General features: G+C 43.8%; 24 protein-coding genes and 1 riboswitch. Of the genes, 11 read left to right on the top strand and 13 right to left on the bottom strand.

The window, feature by feature from the left end; translation table 11 throughout:
• Positions 1 to 69 precede the first annotated feature (69 nt).
• The 4 genes from ilvB to ACIZ62_RS12460 all read left to right on the top strand — a co-directional run bounded on the left by ilvB (position 70) and on the right by ACIZ62_RS12460 (position 7,601).
• Entirely contained in the window at positions 70 to 1,731 is a 1,662-nt protein-coding gene (gene ilvB, locus ACIZ62_RS12475) for a biosynthetic-type acetolactate synthase large subunit (protein WP_111889461.1), read from the top strand.
• A 312-nt stretch (positions 1,732 to 2,043) separates the two neighbouring features.
• Positions 2,044 to 4,776, top strand: a complete 2,733-nt coding sequence (locus ACIZ62_RS12470; RefSeq protein WP_414150254.1) for a methyl-accepting chemotaxis protein — start codon at positions 2,044 to 2,046, stop codon at positions 4,774 to 4,776.
• Between the two features lie 526 nt (positions 4,777 to 5,302).
• Positions 5,303 to 6,349 carry a diguanylate cyclase domain-containing protein gene (locus ACIZ62_RS12465; RefSeq protein ID WP_414150253.1) on the top strand — a complete coding sequence of 349 codons (1,047 nt, stop codon included), beginning with the start codon at positions 5,303 to 5,305 and terminating at the stop codon, positions 6,347 to 6,349.
• A 22-nt stretch (positions 6,350 to 6,371) separates the two neighbouring features.
• Positions 6,372 to 7,601, top strand: coding sequence for a chloride channel protein (locus ACIZ62_RS12460; protein ID WP_414150252.1), 1,230 nt, complete (start codon positions 6,372 to 6,374; stop codon positions 7,599 to 7,601).
• Positions 7,602 to 7,687: 86 nt separating this feature from the next.
• On the opposite strand, the gene ACIZ62_RS12455 is transcribed toward ACIZ62_RS12460, so the two are convergent.
• The 8 genes from ACIZ62_RS12455 to ACIZ62_RS12420 all read right to left on the bottom strand — a co-directional run bounded on the left by ACIZ62_RS12455 (position 7,688) and on the right by ACIZ62_RS12420 (position 15,239).
• Entirely contained in the window at positions 7,688 to 8,728 is a 1,041-nt protein-coding gene (locus ACIZ62_RS12455; RefSeq protein ID WP_414150251.1) for an ABC transporter substrate-binding protein, read from the bottom strand.
• Positions 8,729 to 8,741: 13 nt separating this feature from the next.
• Complete coding sequence (locus tag ACIZ62_RS12450) at positions 8,742 to 9,521, bottom strand: ABC transporter permease (protein ID WP_111889467.1); 780 nt, start codon at positions 9,519 to 9,521, stop codon at positions 8,742 to 8,744.
• On the bottom strand, positions 9,518 to 10,363 hold the full coding sequence (locus ACIZ62_RS12445) for an ABC transporter permease (RefSeq protein ID WP_111889468.1): 846 nt from the start codon (positions 10,361 to 10,363) through the stop codon (positions 9,518 to 9,520). Before ACIZ62_RS12445 ends, ACIZ62_RS12450 begins: the two co-directional genes overlap by 4 nt.
• Entirely contained in the window at positions 10,350 to 11,414 is a 1,065-nt protein-coding gene (locus tag ACIZ62_RS12440) for an ABC transporter ATP-binding protein (RefSeq protein WP_111889469.1), read from the bottom strand. The genes ACIZ62_RS12445 and ACIZ62_RS12440 overlap by 14 nt, the downstream gene beginning before the upstream one ends.
• Positions 11,415 to 11,682: 268 nt before the next feature.
• Positions 11,683 to 12,750, bottom strand: coding sequence for an HD-GYP domain-containing protein (locus tag ACIZ62_RS12435; RefSeq protein ID WP_322519430.1), 1,068 nt, complete (start codon positions 12,748 to 12,750; stop codon positions 11,683 to 11,685).
• A gap of 164 nt (positions 12,751 to 12,914) precedes the next feature.
• Positions 12,915 to 13,631, bottom strand: coding sequence for an ABC transporter ATP-binding protein (locus ACIZ62_RS12430; protein ID WP_111889472.1), 717 nt, complete (start codon positions 13,629 to 13,631; stop codon positions 12,915 to 12,917).
• Positions 13,621 to 14,322, bottom strand: a complete 702-nt coding sequence (locus tag ACIZ62_RS12425) for an ABC transporter permease (protein WP_111889473.1) — start codon at positions 14,320 to 14,322, stop codon at positions 13,621 to 13,623. The genes ACIZ62_RS12430 and ACIZ62_RS12425 overlap by 11 nt, the downstream gene beginning before the upstream one ends.
• 59 nt (positions 14,323 to 14,381) lie before the next feature.
• Positions 14,382 to 15,239, bottom strand: coding sequence for a substrate-binding domain-containing protein (locus ACIZ62_RS12420; RefSeq protein ID WP_111889474.1), 858 nt, complete (start codon positions 15,237 to 15,239; stop codon positions 14,382 to 14,384).
• 104 nt (positions 15,240 to 15,343) lie between these two features.
• A riboswitch (molybdenum cofactor riboswitch) is annotated at positions 15,344 to 15,460 on the bottom strand.
• Between the two features lie 324 nt (positions 15,461 to 15,784).
• Here ACIZ62_RS12420 and ACIZ62_RS12415 point away from each other — a divergent pair.
• The 3 genes from ACIZ62_RS12415 to ACIZ62_RS12405 are packed head-to-tail and all read left to right on the top strand — an operon-like array spanning position 15,785 to position 18,891.
• A complete protein-coding gene (locus ACIZ62_RS12415) occupies positions 15,785 to 16,024 on the top strand; it encodes a (2Fe-2S) ferredoxin domain-containing protein (RefSeq protein WP_242988537.1) in 240 nt (79 codons plus the stop codon).
• Complete coding sequence (locus ACIZ62_RS12410) at positions 16,025 to 17,728, top strand: [Fe-Fe] hydrogenase large subunit C-terminal domain-containing protein (protein WP_111889476.1); 1,704 nt, start codon at positions 16,025 to 16,027, stop codon at positions 17,726 to 17,728.
• Positions 17,728 to 18,891 (top strand): SpoIIE family protein phosphatase, encoded by a 1,164-nt coding sequence (locus ACIZ62_RS12405; RefSeq protein ID WP_111889477.1) that lies wholly within the window; start codon positions 17,728 to 17,730, stop codon positions 18,889 to 18,891. Before ACIZ62_RS12410 ends, ACIZ62_RS12405 begins: the two co-directional genes overlap by 1 nt.
• A gap of 168 nt (positions 18,892 to 19,059) precedes the next feature.
• Here the strand turns inward: ACIZ62_RS12405 and ACIZ62_RS12400 are convergent, their stop codons facing one another.
• The gene (locus ACIZ62_RS12400; protein ID WP_414150250.1) at positions 19,060 to 20,388 is read right to left on the bottom strand and encodes an APC family permease; all 1,329 of its coding nucleotides are present in this window, start codon (positions 20,386 to 20,388) and stop codon (positions 19,060 to 19,062) included.
• Between the two features lie 80 nt (positions 20,389 to 20,468).
• A complete protein-coding gene (gene upp / locus ACIZ62_RS12395) occupies positions 20,469 to 21,098 on the bottom strand; it encodes a uracil phosphoribosyltransferase (RefSeq protein ID WP_111889479.1) in 630 nt (209 codons plus the stop codon).
• Between the two features lie 159 nt (positions 21,099 to 21,257).
• Here upp and ACIZ62_RS12390 point away from each other — a divergent pair, with 159 nt between their 5' ends.
• Both ACIZ62_RS12390 and ACIZ62_RS12385 read left to right on the top strand, forming a co-directional pair.
• Positions 21,258 to 21,506 carry a glutaredoxin family protein gene (locus tag ACIZ62_RS12390; RefSeq protein ID WP_111889480.1) on the top strand — a complete coding sequence of 83 codons (249 nt, stop codon included), beginning with the start codon at positions 21,258 to 21,260 and terminating at the stop codon, positions 21,504 to 21,506.
• A gap of 12 nt (positions 21,507 to 21,518) precedes the next feature.
• Positions 21,519 to 21,737 carry a YdbC family protein gene (locus ACIZ62_RS12385; protein WP_111889481.1) on the top strand — a complete coding sequence of 73 codons (219 nt, stop codon included), beginning with the start codon at positions 21,519 to 21,521 and terminating at the stop codon, positions 21,735 to 21,737.
• 53 nt (positions 21,738 to 21,790) lie between these two features.
• On the opposite strand, the gene ACIZ62_RS12380 is transcribed toward ACIZ62_RS12385, so the two are convergent.
• The 3 genes from ACIZ62_RS12380 to ACIZ62_RS12370 form a co-directional block, all read right to left on the bottom strand.
• Complete coding sequence (locus tag ACIZ62_RS12380) at positions 21,791 to 21,988, bottom strand: hypothetical protein (protein ID WP_414150249.1); 198 nt, start codon at positions 21,986 to 21,988, stop codon at positions 21,791 to 21,793.
• A 129-nt stretch (positions 21,989 to 22,117) separates the two neighbouring features.
• Entirely contained in the window at positions 22,118 to 22,621 is a 504-nt protein-coding gene (locus tag ACIZ62_RS12375) for a molybdenum cofactor biosynthesis protein B (RefSeq protein ID WP_111889482.1), read from the bottom strand.
• A gap of 9 nt (positions 22,622 to 22,630) precedes the next feature.
• Positions 22,631 to 23,305 (bottom strand): HesA/MoeB/ThiF family protein, encoded by a 675-nt coding sequence (locus tag ACIZ62_RS12370; RefSeq protein ID WP_111889483.1) that lies wholly within the window; start codon positions 23,303 to 23,305, stop codon positions 22,631 to 22,633.
• Positions 23,306 to 23,453: 148 nt separating this feature from the next.
• Between ACIZ62_RS12370 and glp the strand changes: the two genes are divergently transcribed.
• On the top strand, positions 23,454 to 24,677 hold the full coding sequence (glp, locus tag ACIZ62_RS12365; RefSeq protein ID WP_111889484.1) for a gephyrin-like molybdotransferase Glp: 1,224 nt from the start codon (positions 23,454 to 23,456) through the stop codon (positions 24,675 to 24,677).
• 39 nt (positions 24,678 to 24,716) lie between these two features.
• A complete protein-coding gene (locus ACIZ62_RS12360; protein ID WP_111889485.1) occupies positions 24,717 to 26,657 on the top strand; it encodes a molybdopterin biosynthesis protein in 1,941 nt (646 codons plus the stop codon).
• Positions 26,658 to 26,660: the final 3 nt, after the last annotated feature.

The following is a 26,660-nucleotide window of genomic DNA, read 5'->3' as shown; positions in this document are numbered from 1 at the left end:
GCAGTGGCGGGTACGACCCACCCCTACAACCCTATAAATCTCAACCAATAGTAGAAAGGAAGTGAAAATTTGAATAACAAAGAATTATTATTAGGATCGGAGATCACCGTCCGATGTCTGGAAGAACAGGGGATCAAACATGTTTTTTCATTCCCCGGTGGCGTTGTGATTCCATTATTCGATGCCTTTTATCGGCTTGATCACGAGATTACCCAAATTGGTCCCTGTCACGAACAAAATGGTGTCCATGCTGCTGACGGCTATGCCAGAACCAGTGATACGGTAGGAGTCGCGATTACGACTTCCGGACCGGGTGCAACCAATGCCATCACTGGGATTGCCAATGCCTATCTGGATTCCGTGCCGCTGGTTGTGATTACCGGACAGGTTGCTTCACCTTTGCTGGGCAAGGATTCCTTCCAGGAAATTGATATCAGTAGCGTGACTATGCAGATTACCAAGCACAATTATTTGGTTACCCATGTAGAAGACCTGGCCGATACCATCCGGGAGGCCTTTGTTATCGCTCAGTCCGGACGACCCGGTCCAGTTGTAATCGATATTCCCAAAGACATCTTTCTGACCAAAACCGGATACCATAAAATGTTTATTCCAAAGTTGCGTCAGATCTATCCGGATATTAAAGAAGCAAAGATATTAGAAGCGGTTACCGCCATTAATGCGGCCAAACGCCCAGTTATTTATGCTGGTGGCGGAGTGATTAAATCCAAGGCGCATGAAGAACTATTGGCATTTGCCGAAAAAGCCGGAATTCCGGTGGCCAACTCCTTAATGGGATTAGGCGGCATTCCCCGAGATCATGAACTTTCGCTGGGATTGGTGGGTATGCATGGCTTCCAGGAAACGAATCTGGCAGTCATCAACTCCGATCTGCTCATTGCCATCGGTGCCCGGTTTAGTGATCGCGTCACTGGCAATTGCGATGCCTTTGTCCGCAATAAAACGATTATCCACATTGATGTTGATCCCACTGAGTTTGCTAAAAATATTCCGGCTGAAATTCAGATTCAGGGAAATATTAAAGATGTATTGCCCTTATTGACTAAAGACATTGAAGAAAAATCCTATCCGGAATGGTATGAAAAAATTGAAAATTGGATCATCCCCTGTACTGAGAAAGGTGATTATCATCCCAAAAATATTCTTAATACCATCAACGCTGCTTATCCGGAATCCTTTGTGGTGACCGAGGTCGGGCAGCATCAGATGTGGGTGGGACAGTACTGGAATGTCTTGCGTCCGGCACAATTTATAACCTCCGGCGGCTTAGGGACCATGGGTTATGGTCTGGGGGCTTCGATCGGCGTTAAACTGGCCAATCCCGATGCGGATGTGTTGCTAATTGCCGGAGACGGCAGTTTTCGAATGAACTGTCAGGAACTGATTACTGTCAGCAAGTACCAGATCCCCTTAAAAATCTTCCTGTTTGACAATGAGTCATTGGGGATGGTCAGACAATGGCAGAAGCTCTTCAGTGATAAACGTTATGCCCAAACCGATATTGTTCAATGCACTGACTACATCATGCTGGCGGCGGCTAGCGGAATCCCCGGCTACAAGGTTACTAATATGGCTGAGCTGGAAGAAACCCTAGAGGCGATCAAAGATCAACCCGGGCCACTGCTTGTCCATGTCAAGATTTCCAACGAAGAAGGGGTTTACCCGATCGTCCCGGCGGGCTGTGCGATTGATGAAATTTATTACGAATAAAACTTGATTAAAACGCGCAGTGATTAAAAAAACTCTGAGTATTTATCGATTGTTTGATGACGTGGTTTATAGTAGCATATAGCTTCTGAAACAACAGAGTTTGAAAACTAAAAAATGGAAGAGAAGAAAACTTTGCAGAGCATTCCGCTGCAGAGTTTTCTTTTTTGATCAAAACACAAAATAAATAAAGCGATGGTGCTATAAATTTTTAAAAATTTGAATGGATTTAAGATAGGATAGACGTTATAATGATAGTGAATTAGTAATAGCTCAAGAATTTTTGTTATAACAGAATAAGGAGATTAATAAACAATGAAATGGTTAAATGACATGAAGATTAAAAAGAAACTGGTTCTTAGTTTTGTTCTGATTGCTTTAGTTTCGGGGGTCAGTGGTTCAATTGGGGTGTATAATCTAATTAAACTCAATGAGTCCTATATCGAAACTTACGACAATGTTACGAATGCTCACATTAATACGGGTTTACTTAATGTAGCGCTCGAGAAAACAAAATTCGAACTGGCAGATATGATACTCGAATCTGATCTGGAAGCCATTAAAGAAGATGCTAAAGATATCGAACTGATTAAAGAAGATATTCGTTCGGATTTAGATGCTTTCAAAAGTACAATTGTAAAAGATAATGTTAGTGCTGCCTTTTCTGAACTGGAGGCGTCGGTTGTAGAAAGTGAAAAGCTGATCGATCAGGTATCTGCACTGGCTCAGACCAATCAGGATAGTGAGGCATTGGCTTTACTCGATGAAGATGGGAAACTGGTTACAGCATTAGCGATCACAAATGAAAAATTAATGAATGTCATTAGATTAAAAATGGAGTCCGGAGCAATGCAACTCAGTATGAACACCAGTGATACCCATAGTGCATGGATTGCGATGGCGGTGATCACAATCTTGGGGATGATCTTTGCCATTACTTTGGGGATCTTCTTAAGTAGGATTATTGGAAAACCGATTCAAAAGGTTTCAGAGAATCTAAAAGAGATGAACCTGGGACATTTTGCGATACGTCTTAAAATGAATCGAAACGATGAAATCGGGGAAATGGCGGATGCCATGGATACCTTCTCAGAGAGCATCCAGACGGTGATTGTAGGAACTTTAAACAATGTGTCTGCTGGCGATGTCAGCGCTGATATTATGCTAAGGGATGATCAGGATGAATTGGCACCAGCACTTAAACGGATCATCGAAACTATACGTGCCTTAATCGACGAAGCAAATAGGCTTTCTGTTGCCGCAATAGAAGGAAGATTGAGCACGAGAGGGGACGCAGATCGATTTACCGGTGGTTATAAGCAGATTGTTGAAGGCGTCAATGCCACTCTGGATGCGGTGGTTGGTCCACTGAATCTGGCCGCCGACTATGTCGAACAGATCAGTCGAGGTATTATCCCCGAAAAAATCACAGATTCCTACAATGGTGATTTTAACATTATCAAAAGTAATTTAAATATCTGTATTGATGGTTTAGGTGGATTAACGGAAGGGAAACGCATTCTTGAAAAGATGAGCGTCAATGATTATTCCGAAGAAATGACGGGACAATATCTGGGAATTTACTCGGATATTGCAAAAGCCATCAATGCTGTTCATGAGCGCTTGATTCGGGTGGTCAATGTTGCGACTCATATCGCCGCTGGTGAGATGGATGATCTGGATACCTTGAAACAGATTGGCAAACGAAGTGAAAATGATACCCTTAACCCAAGTCTGATTGCTATGATTGAAAATATTCTAAGCCTGGTTCAGGAAACAGAAAATATGGCCAGTATCGCAGTTGAAGGGGATCTAAAAAATCGCGGTGACGCATTTAAATTCCAGGGAGAATTCGCAAAGGTCATCGATGGATTTAATCAGACTTTGGATACGATTATACAGCCGGTAGAAGAAGCAGCCGCCACGCTAAACTTATTATCAACGGGAAATCTGCAGATTGGTATGGAAGGTAACTATAAGGGCGATCATGCTCAAATTAAGAAGGCCTTAAATCAGACGATTGAGTTTTTGAAACAATATGTCGATGAAATTTCATCAACCCTTGAAGCGATGGGACAAGGTCGTTTAAACCAGGAAATTACAAGTGAGTATCTTGGTGATTTTCTTCCAATTAAAACATCACTCAACACAATCAATGATAAACTTAGCCAAACCATGAAAGAAATCAATGACGCCGCCAGTCAGGTGGAAATGGGCGCCAGACAGATTTCAGATGGTGGACAGAATCTATCACAGGGGACCACTGAGCAGGCAAGTGCGATTCAAGAATTAACGGCATCGATTGAAGAAGTGGCAGATGAGACGAAGAAAAATGCTTTGAATGCCAATCAGGCGAATGAATTAGCTGTCAGAGTACGAAAAAACGCCGAAGTTGGAAATGGTCAGATGGAAAAAATGGTAACAGCCATGGATGATATCAGCGAATCATCCAACAGTATTTCTAAGATCATCAAAGTGATTGATGACATTGCCTTCCAAACCAATATTCTGGCTTTAAATGCTGCGGTAGAAGCGGCTCGGGCCGGCCAGCATGGAAAAGGTTTTGCTGTCGTAGCGGAAGAAGTTCGAACGCTGGCAGCCAGAAGTGCTGAAGCAGCAAAAGAAACCACCGGGCTGATTGAAGGTTCGATCGACAAGGTGGAAGTGGGAACTTCCATTGCTGATGAAACGGCAGAAAGTCTAAAAGAAATACTCAATGAGATCGAGAAAGTATCCGATATTGTCGGTAATATTGCCCAGGCATCTAACGATCAGGCTTCTGAAATAGCCCAGATCACCCAGGGCATTGAACAGGTCTCCCAGGTGGTACAAACAAATTCGGCTACAGCGGAAGAGAGTGCCGCCGCCAGTGAAGAATTGTCCGGTCAGGCCGAAATGCTAAAACAAATGGTTGGTGCCTTCGACTTAAAAACGGTTGGGCAATCGCCAAAAACTCAAAACCAACTTGGGGAAAAGGAAGTAGTAAGAATAGATAAAGAGACGTCCTTTGAACCCAACATTATTCTCGATGACGATGACAAGTATTAGTCACGTGATGCTTAACGGTAGCTGCTAAGCATAAAGCGACTGGAACAACAAAAGTAAATCAAAAGAAAACTTTGCAGACGGACTCACGCAGCCACTGCAAAGTTTTTTTAGTGGTTAAGATTAGTTTTAAATACCTGAAAAATATAAAGTAGCAAAAAAACTGCCACAGTGAATGCCACGCATTGTTTAGGGTATCTATCTGTGTTAAAATGAGAGAAAATAAAACTTACAAAAATTGAAAAGTGAAAAATAAAGTGTGTTTTTACAATCGGCAAAGACGATGCGAACGATGTAAAAGCCTGGGCTATCGGCGCCCCGATGATTCTGGATCAAGAAGAAAGAAAAGGGATGATCGTAAAATTTGACAGCTAAAAAGTATCCCAAGACAAAAAAGAAGGCTAGACCGATCAATTTGGAATAGGATTAGACCAGATTCTACTTGGGCGTAAGAAAACCGGTAGATGATTATATAAAGTATCAGAGAAAAGTGTGTAGAACTTTAGAAATCAGTACCAGGAGGGAGTTCATGGAAAAAATTAGAAATGTTGCGGATTTCACAGATCATCATATTGAGAAGAAAAGAACCCTTGATGAAAGTAAGCAGTTTTCACGAATCAAAATCGGTATTTGTTTGCTTTTGTATTTTACGGTCATTTTTCTGCAAGTACGGTTTTCATCCTTTAGTAATATTGCCGGTGTTGTGGCTCAGCTCCAGGTGATGATTTCGGTTTGCCTGGTGGTGATAGCAAAAGAAAAGGGCTATCGGATTGGGGTGGCCATTAATCTTCTGGCTTCAGCGTTTGTGGGGATCATTATCGTCTTGGGGGCCGGCAATTTAGAGGCAATACCAGGAATTATGGTGCCGCTTAGCACGATCATTATCATCAGTATTATTTCATTTTATGGCAAGCGGGTTGATAGTAATTTGGCAGAAGTTGCAGCACAAAAAAAAGAACTGAGTGTTCTCTACGATGAACTGGCAAATTCGGAAAAAGAAGTTTTAGAGCAGAACCAAAAGCTTAGAGAACTAAACAGAAAAATGAAACAGCGTGAAGTTAGGCTTAATTACCTGGCATATACCGATGTTTTAACCGGACTCCCAAACCGGGAAATGCTTGTCAACAAGCTTGATTATCTGGTAGAACAGTCCCAGGAGAAACAAGCGCCTTTTGCGGTGGTATTTATTGATCTGGATAGTTTTAAAAAGATCAATGATTATAAAGGGCATCATATCGGCGACTTATTGCTGAAATCGATTGCCGACAGAATAAAGAAAATCGTTTTACAGCAGGATATGCTCGGGCGTTTAGGGGGCGACGAGTTTACTTTGATTATCCAGCGCGATCTCAGTGAAGCGGAAATATTTGAGTATGTTGAAAAAATCCGAATGGCTCTGTTAGAGACCTTTGTGGTCGAAAATATGAACTTAAATATTAGTGCTAGCTTTGGCATTGCAAGATATCCCCGAGATGGGGTCACGGCCACGGAGCTGTTGAACTATTCTGATATCGCCATGTACAAAGCCAAAGAATTTGGAAAAAACAGAGTGCAATTCATCAATGGACAAGCGTAAGACGAATTGACAGGAGGATACCGTGGGGCTTAAATTTAAAGAAACTGCCGTAATGACTTTATTTGTGGCGATACTGGGTGGCACAATTGGTGGGATTACCTGGGGGCTGCTGTTTATGATGAACCTGGGTATCAATTTATTATGGCAGGATCTTAAAAATGCGGTCAATCTCACTTTGTATCCGGTGGTGGTCTGTGCCATTGGCGGTTTACTCATCGGGCTTTGGGAGCAACGGTTTGGTCCCTATCCCCGGGAAATGGCGGAAATTTTAAAAACGGTTAAAAAAGGGAATAAGATCCCCTATAATAACCTACACATCATTGGTATCTCAGCCCTGTTACCACTGATATTTGGGGGGAGTCTGGGCCCGGAAGCCGGTTTAACCGGCGTGATTGTGGGGTTATGTTTCTGGTTTTCCGACCGCTTTAAATTTATCCTTTCAGAAACAGATGAGCTACCGCAGATTGGTATGGCCGCCACCATCGGCGTTATCTTTGGGGCACCGCTTTTTGCCTTTGTAGAGCAAATAGAAGATGAAGAAAAACCAGCAGTGATCCCTAAAAATTTAAAAATAATGATGTATTTCGTTGGCATTCTCAGCGGTTATGGGGCATTAACCATCCTCCAGAATCTTTTTGGCGGGCGGCTGGGTTTGGGACACTTCCCAGCCATCCAAAAAATGACGGCAGTAGAATGGGCAGCAGCGATTCCTCTGGCACTGGTTGGGGTAGCAGCGGGAATGCTTTATTATCTATTTCAAAAAATGACTAAAGTCGCGATTAAACCATTGGCGCAAAAAATTCTGATTCGGAGCATTCTTGGCGGTGTGATTCTTGGCGGCGTCGGAATTTTTCTGCCCTACACGATGTTTTCCGGTGAACACGAAATGGTTGAGGTGATGAATTCCTGGCAGGGCTTGGGTTTTGCAGTGCTGCTCTTAACTGGGATTGTTAAACTTCTAATGGGCAATATTTGCCACCAAATGGGCTGGCGGGGTGGAAATATTTTCCCCACCATTTTTTCGGGGATCGCCATTGGTTATGCCTGTGCCTTAATGCTTCCCATTGATCCCATCTTTTGTGTGGCAGTAGTAACAGCGGCATTAACAGCTACGGTTATGCGAAAACCCCTGGCAGTGATTTTGTTGCTGTTGATGTGCTTTCCGATTAACGGCATCATTCCGATGACTATTGGTGCAGTGATTGGCGGCGCTATTCCGATCCCCAAATGGATCGGACTTCTGGAAGACTAGAATGAGTTGATGCCATAAGAGTCGGTAACAATTGGTCTCGCAACTAAAACAACCCAGCCAGAGTTATTTCCAGCTGGGTTGTTTTGTTATTTGGAGACACTAATCTCGGTCCAGGCCCGGTTATAGATTTCCATGATATCACTAGGCAGATCCATAAAGATCTCACTGCGAGCCAGATCTTCGGGGCTGATGTTAAAACCGGCATTGTTTGACCAGCTTGAATCAAGCAGCGCCAGAGCTGGCGTATTCGGAGAGGAGTAACCGACGTATTCAATATTTTTAGCGGCAACTTCCGGGGTTAGCATGAAATTGATGAATTGTTCGGCCAGTTCCGGATTCTTGGCATTTTTGGGGATCACAAAATTGTCATAAAAGGCATTGGAACCTTCCTTGGGAACCGCAAAATCAAGGTTGTTGGTTTCACTCATGATAATGGCCGCATCGCCGGAATAGACCACGGCCATAGCAGCATCACCGCTGGCCATCAGGCTTTTGACATTATCGGTAACATAGGCCATAACCAGCGGTTTCTGGGTAATTAGAGCATCCCTGGCGGCATTGATGTTAGCCTCATTGGTTTCATTCATGGAGAAACCGAGCCGTTTTAGTGAGGCGCCCATGCTGTCGCGAATGCTGTCATACATTAAGATTTTGGAAGCATATTTATCATTCCAGAGAATATCCCAACTATCCACCGGATCGGTGACCTGAGCGGTGTTATAGACAATTCCTAAAACCCCGTAGAAATAGGGGACCGAGTATTGATTGCCGGGATCAAAGGCCAGATCCTGGGCCGCGGCATCGATGTTAGCCAGATTGGGGATATTGTCTTTGGTGATGGGCCTAAGCATCTCTTCGCGAATCAGCCGCTCAATCATATAATCAGAGGGTACCAGTACGTCATAGGTATCGGATGAATTCTTGACCTTGACGTACATGTCCTCATTGGAGGTAAAGGTTTCGTAATTGACCCGACAATTATAGTCGTCTTCAAACTGGGCGATGACCTCCGGGTCCATATAGTCGCCCCAGTTATAAACGGTGAGCTCGGCCCGATCATCGGAGCCGCAACCGCTGGCCAGAAAAGGCAGACACAACAAGGATAAAATTAACACGAACTTTTTCATTCCATTCTCCTTCTTATTGGATATTTTTAATCCCTTTTTCACTACGGATATTGATCAGTATTAGTAAGATCATGATACACCCAAACATAATTGTTGACAAGGCATTGATTTTGGGGTTGATACCGGCCTTGGCCATCGAATAGATGGTGATTGATAGATTGCTGACCCCATTGCCGGCGGTAAAAAAACTGATTACGAAATCGTCAATTGATAGGGTAAAGGCAATCAGGGCACCAGAAGTAACGCCGGGAAGAATCTCCGGGAACAGCACCTTCCAGAAGGCCTGGCGAGGGGTTGCACCCAGATCCAGCGCAGCTTCAAAAATGTTCTCCGGCAACCGGTTAAACCGGGGTAGTACCGCCAGAATTACATAGGGGATACAAAAGGTGATGTGGGCAATAATAATAGTGGTTAGTCCCATTTTCATTCCCGCAAAAATAAATAGCGACATCAGGGTAATCCCCATCACGATATCCGGTACCAGAACGGGGATATTATTTAACAACAGATAGGGTCTTTTTAGTTTGGATCGCATCTGGTAAATACCCACCGCCGAAATGGTGCCCACAAGAGTGGAAACAGTGGTGGCGATCACGGCAATAATGAGGGTATAGTACAAAGCTTGAAGGATATAGCGATCCTGAAAAAGCATGACATACCATTTGAGCGTAAAACCTGCCCAGGGCCCCATAATCTTAGAATCATTAAATGAATAAACAATCAACACTAAAATAGGTGCGTATAAAAACAACAAAATTAAGGCAAAGGCCAGTTTTTTAAGGATCTTTTTCATAGAATTTGACCTCCGGTATCAAGTTCTTTTCCGGTGATCAGACGGGCAACACCTAAGACGAGAAAGATAATGGTCATCAATACCATTGAAAGCGCTGAGCCGAAGTTCCAGTTGTTCAGGGTTAAAAACTGCTGCTCAATGAGATTTCCGATGAGCATGTATTTGCCACCGCCCAACAAATTGGAAATAACAAAGGTACTTACCGCGGGCATAAAGACCATCATTGATCCGGAAACGATGCCGGGAAGACTGAGTGGCAATTTGATTTTTACAAACATCTGGAAATGGTTGGCCCCCAGATCGGTGGCGGCCCGCAGTAGATCCGGATCAATTTTTTTCAAGGCGGTGTAAATCGGTAACAGCATATAGGGGAAAAAGTTATAGACCATCCCCAGAATCACAGCAGATTGGGTATATAGCAGAGAAACATCCCTAAAGCCTAACAGACCCAGAAATTGAGAGATTAATCCGCTGCCGCTGAGCAGCACCATCCAGGCATAGGTTCGCAGCAGGAAATTGACCCACATCGGGATGATCATCAGTACAATCATCAGATTCTGGCGATTGCCGGGTAGCGATACAATCAGGTTCCCTAAAGGATAGGCGATAAAAAAACAGATCAGGGTGGCGATGACCGCATATAAAAATGAACGGTATAAAAGTTCCAGGTAGACCGGGTCCATAAACTCTTTATAATTCTCCAACGTAAAGGTATAGATGCCAGCCTTAAAATCCGGGTTGGATAAAAAGCTGAACCAGATTACCACCAGAAGCGGAACGGCGATAAAAATAAGCATCCACAGACCGTAAGGATAGGCAATGGTTTCCTTAAATGATTTCATGGTCGTGTTCCTTCTTCATGATATGAATATTATTGGGATCAACCTGGATACCAATCTGGTCGCCAGCAAAAAATTCACGGGTAGTATGAATCAGCCAGCTAATGCCCTTGCAGTTCATAACGATTTCATAGTGCATCCCCAGAAAGGTCACGGATTCGATGACACCGTCCAGAAAACCGGTACCGGGTGGGAGAATTTCGATATCTTCAGGGCGGATCACAGTGAGTACCGACTCGTTTTTCTCAAAACCTTTGTCTACGCAGGGAATTTCGACATCCTGAAGTTTGACCAGACAGTCTTTTAACATCATCGATTCCAGAATATTGCTTTCACCAATAAAATCGGCGGCAAAGGCGTTTCGGGGTTCGTTATAAATATCCACCGGTGAGCCGATCTGTTGGATCCGGCCATGGTTCATAATGATAATGGTATCAGACATTGTCATCGCTTCTTCCTGGTCGTGGGTGACATAAATAAAGGTGATGCCGGTTTTTTTCTGGAGTTTTTTTAGTTCCAGTTGCATGTTTTTGCGAAGCTTGAGATCCAGAGCACCCAGGGGTTCGTCAAGCAGCAGGACCTGAGGGTGATTAACCAGGGCTCTGGCAATGGCGACCCGCTGCTGCTCGCCGCCGCTTAAGGAATTGACATCCCGTTGTTCCTGCCCTTTAAGATTGACCATCCGCAACATTTCCTGAACCAGGGTGTCTATTTCAGCCTTGGCTTTTTTTTGAATTTTTAACCCAAAGGCCACGTTATCATAGACGTTTAAATGGGGAAACAGGGCATACTTTTGAAAAACGGTGTTAATGGGCCGTTTATTGGCCGGAATATTGACCAGCGATTTGCCTTCGAAAAGAATATCTCCGGCGTCCGGGGTTTCAAACCCACCGATCATTCGTAGCAAGGTGGTTTTTCCGCAGCCGCTGGGGCCGAGAATGGTCAGGAATTCATTGGCCCGAATGTGAAAATTAATTTCATCAATGATCGTTTTGTCCCCATAATGTTTGACCAGGTCTTTAACCTGGATAATTTTTTCGGTATTTTTTTTCAATTCATAAATCCTCCATTGATAGCTCTGTATTGAAACGATAAATTTAAGCAAAAAAATCCCCAGGCTTTCCCCAGGGTTGATTAAGCGGTTCGTTGCTTGCTGATGCATTATGACAATTAAATTTATTCTAACATGTAATGGGTTAAATAGCAATATAAATGGGTTTTAAAGCGACTTTTTTAATTAAAAAAGGTGCTGTCCCATTAACTGGAACAACACTCAAAGCAAAATCTTAAACGCTTTTGTTAATTTAAAACGAATGCGTCATTTATAAGATGCTAGTAATGGTAATATTGAGGAAAGCCCGATCACTCAGATTAAGCTCAAAAGGATCAATGTCTTCACCATCTCTTTTGAAAATGCGGACCCTGGGGCGCATCGAGAAGCTTTCATAATTTTCAATGATGATACCGGTTAACCGATTGCTCAGTTCCACACAGGTGCCAATGGGATAGGGAGCGATCTTTCGGATAAAGATGTTGACCAGATCCGGATCGAATAAGGTATGGGATGAACCCATGATATATTCAATCACCTCTGAGGGGATAATGGCTTTGCGGTAAGGTCGGTCGGAAGTCATGGCGTCATAAACATCGGCAATGGCGATGATTCGTCCAAAGAGGGAGATTTGCTCTTCACTTAGGTTGTTGGGATAACCACCACCGCCAAATTTTTCGTGGTGGTCTAAAATGCCAATCCGGGCAGACATACTGATGGTCGAAACTTTTTTAATGTAATCATAACCGAGGGTCGAGTGGTTTTGCATTTCACAGGACTCGTCCTCTGAAAGTTCCCCTTCTTTACAAAGAATATCTTTTTTAACAAAAACTTTGCCAATATCGTGGAGAATGGCACCGATACCCAGATCACACAGCTGTTCCCGGCGCAGACCCAGGGCTGAACCCAATAAAATGGAAAGGACAGCCACATTCACCGAATGGAAATAGGTATAGTCATCAAAAACCTTCAGATCCACCATGTTAATCACCATACTGCTATTCTGAAGAATTTCGTCAACGATGCTTTCAATATGTTTTTGCATGTCATTAAAGGTATTCTTTTTTAAGGCACCTTTGTTTTCGGTAGTAATGAAAACATCCTTAATACATTTAACGGTTTCGGCTCGGACACGATCGTTGATAATATTAATGATTTGGATATCTTTGGTCAGATCATCTTCAACATATATGCCATTATAATTTAATTTTTTTATTCGTTCGATGTAATCTTCGGTGAGAACAGTATCTTTAGCAAGAATCAACTCACCCCGCTCACCCCAAAGATTGTTTCCTAACATCATTCCTTCGCGCAGGCAAAATGTTGGCACATATCTCATGGTTTTCCTCCCAATATAATGACCCCATATAAAGTCTGGACTAAGTAATTATTATAACTATAAAAACCCCGTTTATGCAATCAAAATTTCCTGGTAAGTCTGATAAAAAATAGTTCTCACAAAAATATTTGAATTTCTGTGATTTTAGTTCAGATAATAGCGTTTTAAAATCGATCAAGTGAGATAAACTCATCGATTGTAGGATGGTTAGAGGCCATGATTTTTTCCGGTGTGCCAGAAAAAAGACAAGATCCTTGATCCAGAAACGTCAGGTGGGTACAGATCCGGAAAGCCTGACTGAGATTATGGGTGATAATAATAATTGAAAGTCCCTGCTCTTTAGTTCTCGTTTTTAAAGCAGTTTCTATAATCTGGATGCTTTTGGGATCGATATTCGCCGTGGGCTCATCTAAAAATAGAACTTGGGGTGAAAAAGATAAGGCGCGAGCTAGTGCTGTTTTCTGGGATTCCCCACCGGAAAGATGTCGGGCACTCTGATTCTTAATCGCTTCAATTTCGAACTCATTCAATAACTGTGATACGGTTTGATCAATTTCGTCTTTTTCACGTTTGCGGATTTTTAACGGATAGGCAATATTTTCATAAACTGAGCGTGAAAAAAGGGTGGGGGTATGATTGGAATAGGTCATTTCACAAAAAATATTCGGATCTAAGGGCACGCCATTATAAAGTACATTCCCAGTAGTTGGGGTAACGAGACCGGCCATTATTTTCATTAGCGTGGTTTTCCCAGATCCGTTAGGTCCGATAATGCCGTGAATTTCTCCAGACTCAAAAAAAAGATCTTGAGATTGACCATTCAGATTGAGCACCGTTTTATCTTTATATGTTTTTGTAATATTACGCGTCTTAATATTCATTTTGATCCCCTATGATAAAATGGTATAAAATCGAGTTGGTAAGAAAAGAGATGGTCATCAGGATAAGTCCCATAGCGATGGAGACACTGTATTGACCCATATTGTTATTCATGGCGATAAAGGTCGTCATCACGCGGGTGAACCCCCGGATATTTCCACCCACAATCATTACTGCGCCGACTTCAGAAATGGCCCGGCCAAACCCACTGACCAGGGCGATCATAATGACGCCTTTTAGTTCCAGAATCAGCAGGATCAGAATATCCCACCCCTGAGCACCCAGCGTTTTCCCCGTTTGGACTACCTCATAGCCACTGGTGCTGGCATGGTTAAAGATGATGCCCATAATAACGGGGGTAACCAGAATAGTCTGGGCAATGATCATTGCGGTGGCAGTATACATCAGCTGAAACTGACCCAAAGGACCAGAACGAGCTAAAAAGAGGGCGGTAAACAAACCAATGATAACCGGCGGAAATGACATGAAGGTATAAAGAAACCGGGACACCACTGTCTTGCCTCTGAATTTTTTGATGCCCAGAAGAATGCCAAGAGGAACGCCGATCAGGGTGCCATAAAGGGTCGAAGAAAAAGAGACAAAAAGCGATAACAAAACAATTTGAATGATTTCAGGATCAAAAGAAAAAATGAGCCGAAAGGCTTCAACAAAACCATTGAGTATGTAGTCCATTGATTTCTCCACAATGCGATCCTGGAAGAAGATCTTCTCCCAGGACCTCAGTTAACTTTTTATTTTTGTGCAGCGTTGGGGATAAACAGCGGATTCCCATTCACTTCGTATGAACCGATCAGTTTTTGGGTTTCGGGTGATATAATCCAATCAACAAAGGCTTGCGCGCCGTCGGCATTGATCTGGTCATTGATTGATGGTGATACAGCAATAACCCCGTAAGGATTGTTTAAAATTGTATCGCCTTCGCAAACAATTTCCAGGTTGGTGATGGTATCTTTCATGTTGGCGTAGGTTGCCCGGTCAGCCAGAGTATAGCCCAATTTTTCGTTGGTAACAGTTAGTGTTTCGCCCATGCCGGTGCCGGTTTTTAAATACCAGTCGCCTGCAGGGGTGATATTGGCAGCCTTCCAGATGGCCAGCTCTTTGGTATGTGTACCGGATTTGTCATCCCGGGAGACAAAGGTTGATGGCACAGCAGCTATGGCAGTAAAAGCCTTGGCAGCATCAGCAGCAGCGTTTGCTTTTACCTTGGCCGGGTCTTCTTTTGGTCCCAGCACAACAAAGTCGTTATACATGACATCAAAGCGTTCGGCTCCGTATCCATCGGCGATGAACTGATCTTCCTGGGAACGGGCATGAACCAGAAGGACATCGGCTTCACCAGCTTTTCCCATTTCCATGGCTTTCCCGGTGCCCACGGCAACAACCTTGACGGCGATCCCAGTTTGGGCTTCAAAATCCGGTAGGATCACTTCCAGTAAACCGCTATCCTGGGTACTGGTGGTGGTGGCAAGAATGATCTCCCCGTTAGAACCAGGCTCTAATTCCTTTTTAGCCGGGGTGCAGCCCAGGCCACTCAGGGCAAGGGTACAGACAAATAATACAATAACCAATACTGACAATTTCTTTTTCATTTTCTTCCTCCTAAAAAATAGTATCAAAGAGAAGTCTCTTTAATGACATAACGGGAGGTCAATCCAAAAAAATAAAATGACTGCTCAAAAAAACAGTCAGATAATTCCATGAATTCCACCATCCTTTACACACTGGAAAGCACAATCATTTCTAACCGTACTCTATCGATTGATAAACCATAGCAAACCGTAGGTGCATCAATTCGGATTGTATTGTTTTCATTAAGAAAACGTTATTCAATTACACCGATTTTAGCAAAGATTATTGGCTTCGTCAAGGTCGAAGTCGGATTTACCCATGAATCTGCTGATATTTGAGTAAAACCCAGTATAAATTAAAAGTAAGGGTAAAAAGTATCAATAATCGTTAAAAAATTGAGGAGGGTTTGCATCAAAAATGAACGTTTTTTTATCCTGATTTTGAACTGCTTTTTTTTTAGATCTTTTAGTATGACATTTTTGCCCAGCCGTTGACAGACAAAAAATCTGATGATACCATGAACCAACCAGACTAATGTAGAATATTTTTTATGAAGGATAATGTGATGAAGACAATAAGAATATGTGTTGGCAGTGCATGCCATGTAAACGGATCCTATAAGGTTGTTAAAGCCTTGAATCAAATTATTGAAGAGCGAGAATTAGGGGATGAGGTTGAACTGGTAGGGTCATTTTGTATGGGGAAATGTACGGAGGGGGTTGCCGTGGAATGTGATGACATCATCTATGCCGTTTCAACTGAAAATGCGAAAGAAATTTTCGAGAAAATTATGGGGGAAAAATAATTGAGTATCATTAATTTTTCAAAAGATAAATGTCGTAATTGTTATAAGTGTATCCGGAAGTGTCCAGTCAAAGCCATAAAACTGAAGGATAAACACGCCCAGATTATTCAGTCGATGTGCATTGGCTGCGGGATCTGTATTGCAACATGTCCTCATAACGCCAAAGAGATCCATAGTGATGTTGATACCATCAAAAAATGGCTAAAAACCGAGCAGGTGGTACTCAGTTTATCAGCAGTATTTCCGACTGCTTATTACCTTAACCATCCCAGACAGTATTTGGGAATTCTAAGGGAACTGGGATTTACAATCATTGAGGAAACTTCCATCGGTGCTGAGGTAGTCACCAAAGCTTACGCCGATGAATATTGCAGTGATAAAAAGCTGGTGATTTCTTCCTCCTGTGCGGCAATAAAAAATCTCATTGAAATTTATTATCCTCAGTATTTGTCCGCCTTGAGCCATCAGGTTTCGCCAATGATCGCCCATGGCAAGATTCTTAGAGAAAAATACCCGGAGGCTAAGATCGTTTACGCTGGTTCCTGCCTGGCAAAAAAAATGGAGGTTCATGATACGGATGTCCGTGGCATTATTGATGGGGTCTTAACCTTTGATGAAATCGATGCCTGGATTAAAGAGGAGCATATTGACCCCAATAAGATGCCGATAGAGGAATTCAACGCCATCGGTACCAATACCGGACGGCTCTATCCAATTACTGGAGGACTGGCTAAAAACAGTGTCGAAAATCTCGACGGCAGCCGGAAAATTCTTCGCATCGACGGCGTCAAGGATTGCATGGCGTTCATGGATGAAATTCATCAGCTGGAGAAGAAGTATTGGATTGAAATGAATGCCTGCGAAGAAGGGTGTGTCAATGGTCCCGGAAATCTTCACAGCCCTTTGTCTAAATATGAAAAGGTGGAAATGCTCCAGACCTATATCGATTTAAACAGCAACAAAGAACCATCGAATGAGATTCCCGAAATCAATAGTAGACGGTCCTTCCACAAACGGCCGGTTCATCATCTGGGCGAAGTTCCCGAGGAAGAACTTGAAAGGATTTTAAACCAGATGTCTAAATTCACAGAACGGGATGAACTCAACTGTGGCACCTGTGGTTATGAAACATGCCGGGATAAAGCCCGAGCGGTTTACTGGAATATGGCGGAAATGGATATGTGTCTGCCGCTGATTACCAGTAAAACCGAAGCGATTTCAAACTTGATCATTACGACCACCCCCAACGCCATTGCCGTGCTGGATAAAAAATTCCGGATCATTGAGTTTAATGCCGCCGCAGAACGCCTCTTTAATATGAAAAAAGAAGCTGTGATGCGTTACAATTTTGTGGATGCGCTTGATTATAATCCCTTCCGAAAACTGGACAATAACCGCGGCAATACCTATACCGGAAAAGGGCATTACGAAAAAGAAAACCGGATTTTTATGGAAATTCTGACCTATATTCCAGAACAGGAATTGTATATGGGAATTTTTATTGATATCACCAGGCAGGAAAAACAGGAGCAGGAGATGTTAAATATCCAGGAAGAAACGCTTAAAATGGCTCAGCGGGTGATTGACAAGCAAATGCGGGTTGCTCACGAGATCGCCGGGTTGTTGGGCGAAACCACGGCGGAAACCAAGGTGACGCTGACCAAACTTCAAAAAGTTGTAACCAGTCGGGAGGTTGAACGTTAATGCCTTTATTTATGGATATTGCCAGCGATAGTGTCAACAAGGTCCATGAAGAGCTTTGCGGCGATAATGTGGAAGTGCGAATTAATGATGAAAGCGTCATTGTGGTGCTGGCTGATGGCATGGGTAGCGGCGTTAAAGCCAACATTCTGGCAACGCTGACGTCTACCATTGCGGCGACCATGCTGGAAGAAAAAATGGGGATTATGGATGTGTTGGAAACCCTGGAAGCCACCCTGCCAAAATGCAGTGTTCGTCGGATGGCCTACTCGACCTTTACCATTGTTCAGGTTTTTAGAAATCGAATGGCTTATATTCTGGAATTTGATAACCCCCCATTGGTGTTTATCCGCGATGGAGAAATCATCGAACTGGAACGGAAGGAAATTGAGTTTCAGGGAAAGTCTGTTTATGAAACCACCAAGGAAATTGAAAAAGGTGATATCATGGCCTTTTTCAGTGACGGCGTGATCCATGCGGGGATTGGCAATTTACTAAATTTTGGATGGCAATGGGAAGAAGCGTCGGATTATATCCTGGCGCGATCCTATGAAAACAAAAAAGCCAAGGACATTTCCATGGCACTGGTGGATACCTGTTATAATCTGTATGGTGAGGAGCCGGGAGACGATACCACAGTGGCTGTGATCAAGGTGGAAGAACGAAAATATGTCACCATTTTTTCAGGTCCACCGTTGGATCAGGAAAAGGACGCCGAGATTAAACGGCTACTGGAACGGGGCCGGGGCAAAAAAATCGTCTGCGGCGGGACGGCCGCCAATATTGTGGCGCGGGAGTTTGGTGAAGAAGTAAAAGTCGATTTTTCCACCATGTCGGATCGGGTACCACCGATTGCCACTATCAAAGGGATTGACCTGGTAACTGAGGGAGTACTGACGCTGAAAGAAACCCTGCGGATCTGTGATGATTATATGAATAATCGCTGTGGTCGCGAAATCTTTCAGGAAAAAAATGGTGCATCGATGCTGGCTAATATTCTGATGAACGAATGTACCACCATCGATCTGATTATTGGGAACTCCATCAATCCCGCCCATCAAAACCCCGATTTTCCTGAAGAACTCACCACCAAATGGCGGGTGACCCAGAAACTTATTGAGATGCTGCGTAGCATCAATAAAGAAGTAAACATCATTTATGTTTGATTAGTATAATACTTTAAGTACGAGCTAATAAAATACAGGCATTCAAGCAAAAAGAGAAGCGGAACACCCCGGTGAGGGTGCTCCGCTTCTAATAATATGCTTTGAGGAGAAAAGCTATATAACTTATATACCCAAACAATGCGGTTTAACCCTAAAATAAAAAAATAATTATTTTTTTATAACGTAATAACGGTAGTAGCTATAACCGGCCCCAAAAACAATGGCGCAAATAGCAAAATAAAGCCCAAACAGGGGATTTTGGATTCCGCCAGAGAAAATAATCAAGGAACCGATAGAAGCCAGGATTGGACAAATCAGTCCTCTGAAGACGCTTTTTATTTCCTTCTTTTTCCATAAAATAAAAACCTTGTAATAAAGGCCGAGGTAGAGCAGATAACTGGTCACAATGGCGATTTCTGAAATGTCAGAATTCGGGAACAGGGTATATTTTTGAGAAAAATAGTGAACAGTTAACCAAAAAATCACGATGATCAAGGCAAAAACAGCTGAATTCACCGGGAAATCAAATCGTGGTGAGATCGTGGTCATCGCTCTGGATTTGGGGATCATTTGATCGAGTCCCAAAGCATAGGGCATCCGGATCATCGCCATCACCAGGCCATTGAGGGTTCCCAGGACAGAGATAAAAACAAATAACATCAGTATTTTTGCGCCGCTGGGTCCAAAAATCATAGTCGCTGCAAAATCAAGATGGGCATCTCCGACATTCATAATTTCGGCTGGACCCACCAGATTAGAGATTCCCACAAAGTAAACAATGTAGAGAGCCAGAATAATCAACGGACTGATAACTAGTGCCAGGGGTAGATTGCGCTTGCTGTTTTTAATTTCATAGGCTACTGAGGTGGAAATAATCCAACCGTCAAAGGAAAAGGCAATCGGTGCAATGGCTCCAATCCAGCCGGTGGAAGCGATTTCCGAAACCGCAGTACTGGTAAAGTGCTCTCCGGTGCCACCGAATAACAGACCGGCAAAACCGATGATTACCAGGGGGATCAGTTTAATGACCATCGCAGCACTTTGAAAATAACCGCCAATTTTAGCTGAAAAAATATTGGTGGCAAAGAGCACAAAAAAACACCCGACGCCCGCTAATATTTGAATTTCCAGGGTTTGATTCACATTAAAGAGAATACAAAAGTAAATACCGGAAACCCAAGCCAGAATAGCCGTGATGGTGGGTAAATAGATAAAGGTCTGAAACCAGCCATAGGCTGAACCCATGCTGGGGCTGATAAATTCTTTGGCATAAGTAAGGACCCCACCGGGATGATCTGTTCGAGCAGCCAGTTCAGCGATGGTTAAACAACCAAAAACAATGCTGATGGCGGCGACAACAAAGACCAGAATACCTAAAACAACACTGCCACCAGTGGCAATGAGAATATTATCGCTTTTAAAAAAAATACCAGACCCGATAACGACGCCAACAATAAGAGCGATGGCGGTAAATAAGTTGTAGCGTGACTGTTGCATGGTAACCTCCGCTGTTTGGATTCCAGGTAACTTAAGAGAAGACGCGATTGGCCTCGGTGTAATAACCTGGAAATGATTTTTTATTTTGTACCAAAAAGTCGGTCACCGGCATCACCTAAACCGGGTACAATGTAAGCATGGTCGTTTAAGTGATCATCAATGGCGGCACAAAAAATGGGGATTTCAGGATAAGCATTGGTGACGGCTTTGACACCTTCCGGGCAGGCCAGAATATGAACGACCTTGATATTGGGGCAGTGGGCTTCTTTTAAAAGGCGTATGGTATGAATCACAGAAACCCCGGTGGCCAGCATCGGATCGACTATAATGGCTTCTCTTTCAGCAATATCAGAAGGTAGTTTTTTGTAGTATTCCACCGCCTGGAGGGTTTCAGGGTCACGGTACAGTCCGATGTGACCGATTTTAGCTTTGGGAATAATATTTGTGAAGCCTTCAACCATTCCCAAACCTGCCCGTAGAATAGGGACAATGACGACATCTTTTTCGGCCAGAACTTTTTGGGTGGTTTTGCAAATGGGGGTTTCAATTTCAATTTCTTTAAGCGGAAAATGTTTGGTCACCTCCCAGGCCATCAGACTGGATAGTTCCTTCACCAATTCTCGAAACTCCCGGGAAGGGGTTTCCATCTTGCGAAGGTGAGTTAATTTGTGCATGACAAGTGGATGATCCACTATCGTTACATTTTGCATGGTAATCTCCTTTTAACGTTTAATAGATTAATAATACGATAATTGATCGAATAATTCTACAATTATTTAAGAATTATTTGTTGACACTTGGGAAATAAGGGTTAAAATGAAAGAATACGTTTGTGTCAAGAACTTTTAAAAAGGAAGGTGACCTGAAAAATGAAAGAAATTAAATTATATACTTGGGCCCACTGTCCCTATTGCAGAGCCGCAAAACAACTCCTGGATGATAAGGGGTTGAAGTATGTGGAAATTGATATTTACAATGATGCGCAGACCCGTCGTCAATTGCAGAGTCAGACTAGTCATTATACGGTGCCTTTTGTCTTTATTGGGGAGACATTTGTTGGTGGCTTTTCGGAACTGAAAGAGATTGAGTTTAGTGGTAAACTCGATGAATTATTATAAGGTGAGGTTAAAATGGCGATAATATTTAAGGTTGTAGAAGAAATTGGTGTTCTCAGCGAATTACCCAGTGGATGGCAGAAAGAATTGAATCTGGTGAGCTGGAATGAACGGGACCCCAAGTATGATATTCGGGATTGGAATGCTGATCACGAAAAAATGCGTAAGGGGATCACATTGACTGTCGATGAGCTGGTCCAATTGCGTGATATCCTTAATGGGATGGAACTTTAGTAAAAAGATGCAGTAAAATCAGGTGCGAGGAATACTACCGTACCGACCAATTGTTAATCTGTTGTTCGCTGCACCATGCGAAATTCGCTTTGCTCTTTTCGCATTGGTCGCAGGCAGTCGCCAACTACAAGCTCACTTGTGATTGGCTCGTTGCCAATGCGCAGAATCGGACAGGCTATGCCGTGTCCGCTCCGATGCATACAACATGATGTAACAATTGTCGGTACTGGCTTATCTGTTAATCTGAACACAAAGCGTATCTCTCCTTTTGGTGAGATACGCTTTTTTGCGTGAAGGCAACGAGCCAATCACAAGCTTGCTTGTAGTTGGCGACTGCTCACGAACCAAAGATGGAGCGAAGCGGAATCGTGGTTTCGAGGTCACTTGATGGGTTCGGCGCAATTGGCGGAACCGCTGCTCAAGAGCATCTGCAGACCGTGGTCCAGCGCCGGTAGAACGGCTTCGAGGTTTTCTTTAACTGCTTTGGGGCTACCGGGGAGGTTAATGATCAGGGTTTGCTTGCGGATGCCGGCAGCACTGCGGCTGAGCATTGCTTTCGGGGTGATCTGCATGCTGTGGTAGCGCATTGCTTCCGGGATTCCGGGAGTTAAGCGGTCGCAGACGGCAATGGTGGCTTCCGGGGTCCAGTCCCGCCCAGAAAATCCGGTGCCACCAGTGGTCAGAATCAGATCCAGATGATCCTCATCAGCCCAGACCATCAGGGCTGTTTTGATCGATTCCAGATCATCCGGCAGGATGATGGTTTTGACCACCTCGTAAAGGTTGGTCTCTGCAAGCATAGCATGAATCATCGGGCCGCTTTTGTCTTCCCGTTGGCCCTTTGAGCCCAGATCGCTTAAGGTCATTATTCCAGTTTTATACATAAGGTCCTCCTAAATATTAAATGTAAAAAAGTCGTTGGCGAGTAAATCAATATACAAAAGCTTGTTCCGCAGTATTTCTTCCTTCCCGGTGAGCACTTTTAAGGCTTCGGAAACTTCCAGCGAAGCAGCCAGGGCTGGAGTAAAGGAAGGGTTTCCCAAGGCTTTGGAGTCATATTCTTTTTCACCGGCATAGAGCCGGGACAGGGTATCATCTTCCGGAAACACCGTGGTTACCTGGGCGAACCAGCCACCAATGGCGCCGTGGATCAGGGGAATATTTTTTTCTTTGCATAAAGTCTGCAGGGTAAGCCGGGCGGGAACATTATCCAAAGCATCCACCACCAGATCGGCCTCGCCGATCAGAGCCAAACCGTTGTCCTCATTGAGAAAATCATGATAACAGGTCGTCGTCACTTCTTTATTAATTAACTTGACCCGGGCTGCCGCGGCTTTGGCTTTGGGCGTACCCAGATTTTTTTCAGTGGCAAAAATCTGGCGGTTCTGGTTGGAGTCCTCAAAAACATCACCATCAATCAAAATAAGGGAACCGATCCCGACCCGGGCCAGCATCTCAATAATATAGCCACCCAAACCACCGCAGCCCACCACACAAACCGTTGCATGCTGGATGCGTTCAAAGTCTTCTTCGGAAAAAGCTGGAAAATTCCGTTCATAACGTGACATTGTGCCACCTCCTCGTATCCCAATCTAACATTTAACATCAGTATAACAATTTTTAACGAATAATTAAAGTCCTGAATGATATTGTTTTTTTTTACAATAATCGTTAGAATAGAAAGAAGACAAAAAAATTGATCGGTAAGGAGAAAAAATGGAGTTGCTGAAGGTAAAAACTATTGATGAAATGAAAAACATCATCAAAGAGACATTTAGAGCATTAACTTTAGAGAAAGAAACCATTGATTTAAGCGCTGGATTAGGCCGGGTATTGTCAGCGGATATCGTATCAACCATGGATGTCCCACACTTTGATCGATCAGTGGTGGATGGTTATGCGGTCAAGCTAACCGATGTTCAGGGTGCGGGAAGTGCTATACCGGGGTTTTTAAGAATTGTCGGGGAAGTCCAGATGGGCAAAGAAACGACTGAAAGTCTTAATCAGGGTGAAACCCTTTACGTTCCTACCGGTGGCATGGTGCCCGCCGGCACTGAAGCCATGATCATGATTGAATATACCGAAAAACTGGGTGAAAAAGATTTGGCCATTTACACCAATGCGGGTGCCAATGAGAATATGATGCGCATTGGTGATGACATCAGAAATGGGGAACTGGTTTTTTCCCGAGGACATCTCTTAAGACCCCAGGATATCGGTGTTTTATCGGCCTTGGGCTATTTACAAGTTGAGGTTTACAAGCGTCCCCGACTCAGTATTATTTCGACCGGGGATGAAATTATTCGGCCCGGAGAAACGCCGAAGCCAGGGGAAGTGATCGATATCAACACACCAGCCTTGGCAGCAGTGGCAAAACGCTTGGGTGCTGATGTCATTTCGACCGCTTATGCCAGAGATGACCAGGAGGAGATTCGCAAAGCCGTGGAGCTCGGAATAAAAAACGGTGATATGGTCATTCTTTCTGGTGGCAGTTCGATGGGCGAAAAAGATTATACCGTTCAGGTCATCGATGGACTGGGCGAGGTGCTTCTTCATGGTCTGGCCGTTAAACCGGGAAAACCGACAATCTTGGGAAGTGTTTTGCAAAAACCGGTAATCGGCTTACCCGGACAGCCGGCAGCCGCTATTATGGTACTGATGATTGTACTTCAGGAATTTATGAAACGCTACTATGATCAGGATTCTTTTAACAACCAAACCATCCAGGGGGTTTTGATGGAAAACATCCATGCATCACCAGGACGACGGACCTTCCAGACGGTGGCCATTAAAAAAACCGAAAAGGACATTGAAATTCGGCCAACTCACGGCAAATCCGGGATGATTACGCTGTTATCCTATTCGGACGGATACATTGAAATAACCGAAAACGAAGAAGGGAAAAATGCCGGAGACCGGGTTGAAGTGACCCTATTTTAGAAAGCTTATGCGTTACTTGCATCAGAACTGGAGGAGAGAATGAATACCGAAAATACCGGAAAAAAAGATGAACGGAATTTATATTTAAAAAATGAAGATCTGGATGTGGCGGTGGCCAAATATCTGGCCTTTTTATCTTTTGAAAAAGGGCCGCAAAAAGGCCGCTTGTTGCCAGTGATCGAAGCCCTGGGATGGGTGACGAAAGAGCCTGTTTTTGCGAAAATTTCGTCTCCTTATTATAATGCCTCAGCAATGGATGGCATCTGTGTGGAAGCGATGGAGATGATTGGCGTGGATGAACGTCATCCCCGGACCCTGATAAAAGGGACCGATTTTAATTTTGTCGATACCGGGGATGTGATTGCTGATCCCTATAATGCGGTGGTGATGATTGAAGATGTCATCATTAAAAGTGATAATGAAGTCAGCATCAACAGTCCGGTTTCGCTGTGGCAGCATGTCCGTCCGATTGGTGAAGATATCGTTGCCGGAGAACTGATTATCCCGGCCTTTCATCGGGTTCGTCCGATCGATTTAGGTGCCCTTTTAGCTGGCGGTATTACTGAAATTGAGGTCTTGGTCAAACCGCGGGTGGGGATTATTCCCACTGGTACCGAACTGGTGGAAGCCGGAGCGGCCATGGCAGTGGGAAAAATAATCGACTCCAATACCCATATGTTTGTCGGGTTGGCGGAAGAATACGGCGGTGAAGCCAAGCGCTATCAAACCGTTCGAGATGACTATGAGCTAATTAAAAACGCGATCGTTAAGGCCGTGGATGAAAACGATATGGTGCTGATCTCGGCCGGTTCTTCGGCCGGAACCGAAGACTATACCCGCAAGCTGATCGAAGAACTGGGTGAAGTGGTGGTTCATGGGGTGGCCATTAAACCGGGAAAACCAGTCGTTTTGGGAATCGTTCAGGGAAAACCGGTAATTGGCATTCCCGGCTATCCGGTTTCCGCCTACTTTGTCTTTGAAAGCTTTGTCAAGCCGGTGATTCTGGCCTTTAACCATCAGACCACAACAGAAGGTGTTACCATTAAAGCGATACTGTCCAAACGGCTGATGTCATCGCTAAAATACCTGGAGTTTGTGCGGATGAAATGTGGCCGGGTGAACCAGCGATTCATAGCAACACCACTGGATCGCGGCGCCGGTGTCACGATGTCGCTGGTGAATGCTGACGGGATTTTAAAAATTCCCAAAAATGTAGAAGGCTATGAAGCCGGGGAAGAGGTCGAGCTGATTCTCATGCGTCGCCGGGAAGAAATAGAAAATACCCTGGTTTCCATTGGCAGTCACGATGTGTTAATGGATATCGTCGCCAATATTATCCATAAGAATAAGCAACTGGTGAACCTGTCTTCAGCTCATGTGGGTAGTCTGGGCGGGATTATGGCGATCAAAAAAAGGGAGTGCCATATTGCACCGATCCATCTGCTCGATGAGGAAACCGGGGTTTATAATTGCTCCTATATAAAACGCTATCTGGCTGACGAAGCGGTAGAGCTGATTAAAGGTGTCAAACGAACCCAGGGAATGATTATCCCCAAAGGCAATCCAAAGAATATTCAGGGAATTGGGGATCTGATCCGGACCGATTTAAGCTTTGTTAACCGCCAACGGGGTTCAGGAACCCGGGTGCTGTTGGATTATTTATTAAAAGAAAATAAGATTGATAATAGTCAGGTGTTGGGTTATACACGGGAAATGAACACCCATATGATGGTCGCTTCGGCCGTGAAATCCGGTTCCTGCGACGTCGGTATCGGGGTTTTATCGGCCGCCAATATGATGGAACTGGATTTTATCCCGATCGGCGATGAAGACTACGATTTTGTAATTTTAAAAGAGAATCTGGGGGATCCCCGGGTGCAGATATTCATCAATGTGCTTAAATCCCAGGAATTTAAAGAAGCCCTTATGCAGCTGGGGGGATATGAAATAATACAGCCGGGAGAAATTGTTAAACCCTAGACA

The sequence above is a fragment of the Acetobacterium carbinolicum genome, from assembly GCF_047456275.1.
Lineage (GTDB): Bacteria > Bacillota > Clostridia > Eubacteriales > Eubacteriaceae > Acetobacterium > Acetobacterium carbinolicum.
This window is presented reverse-complemented; position numbering and strand designations above follow the sequence as displayed.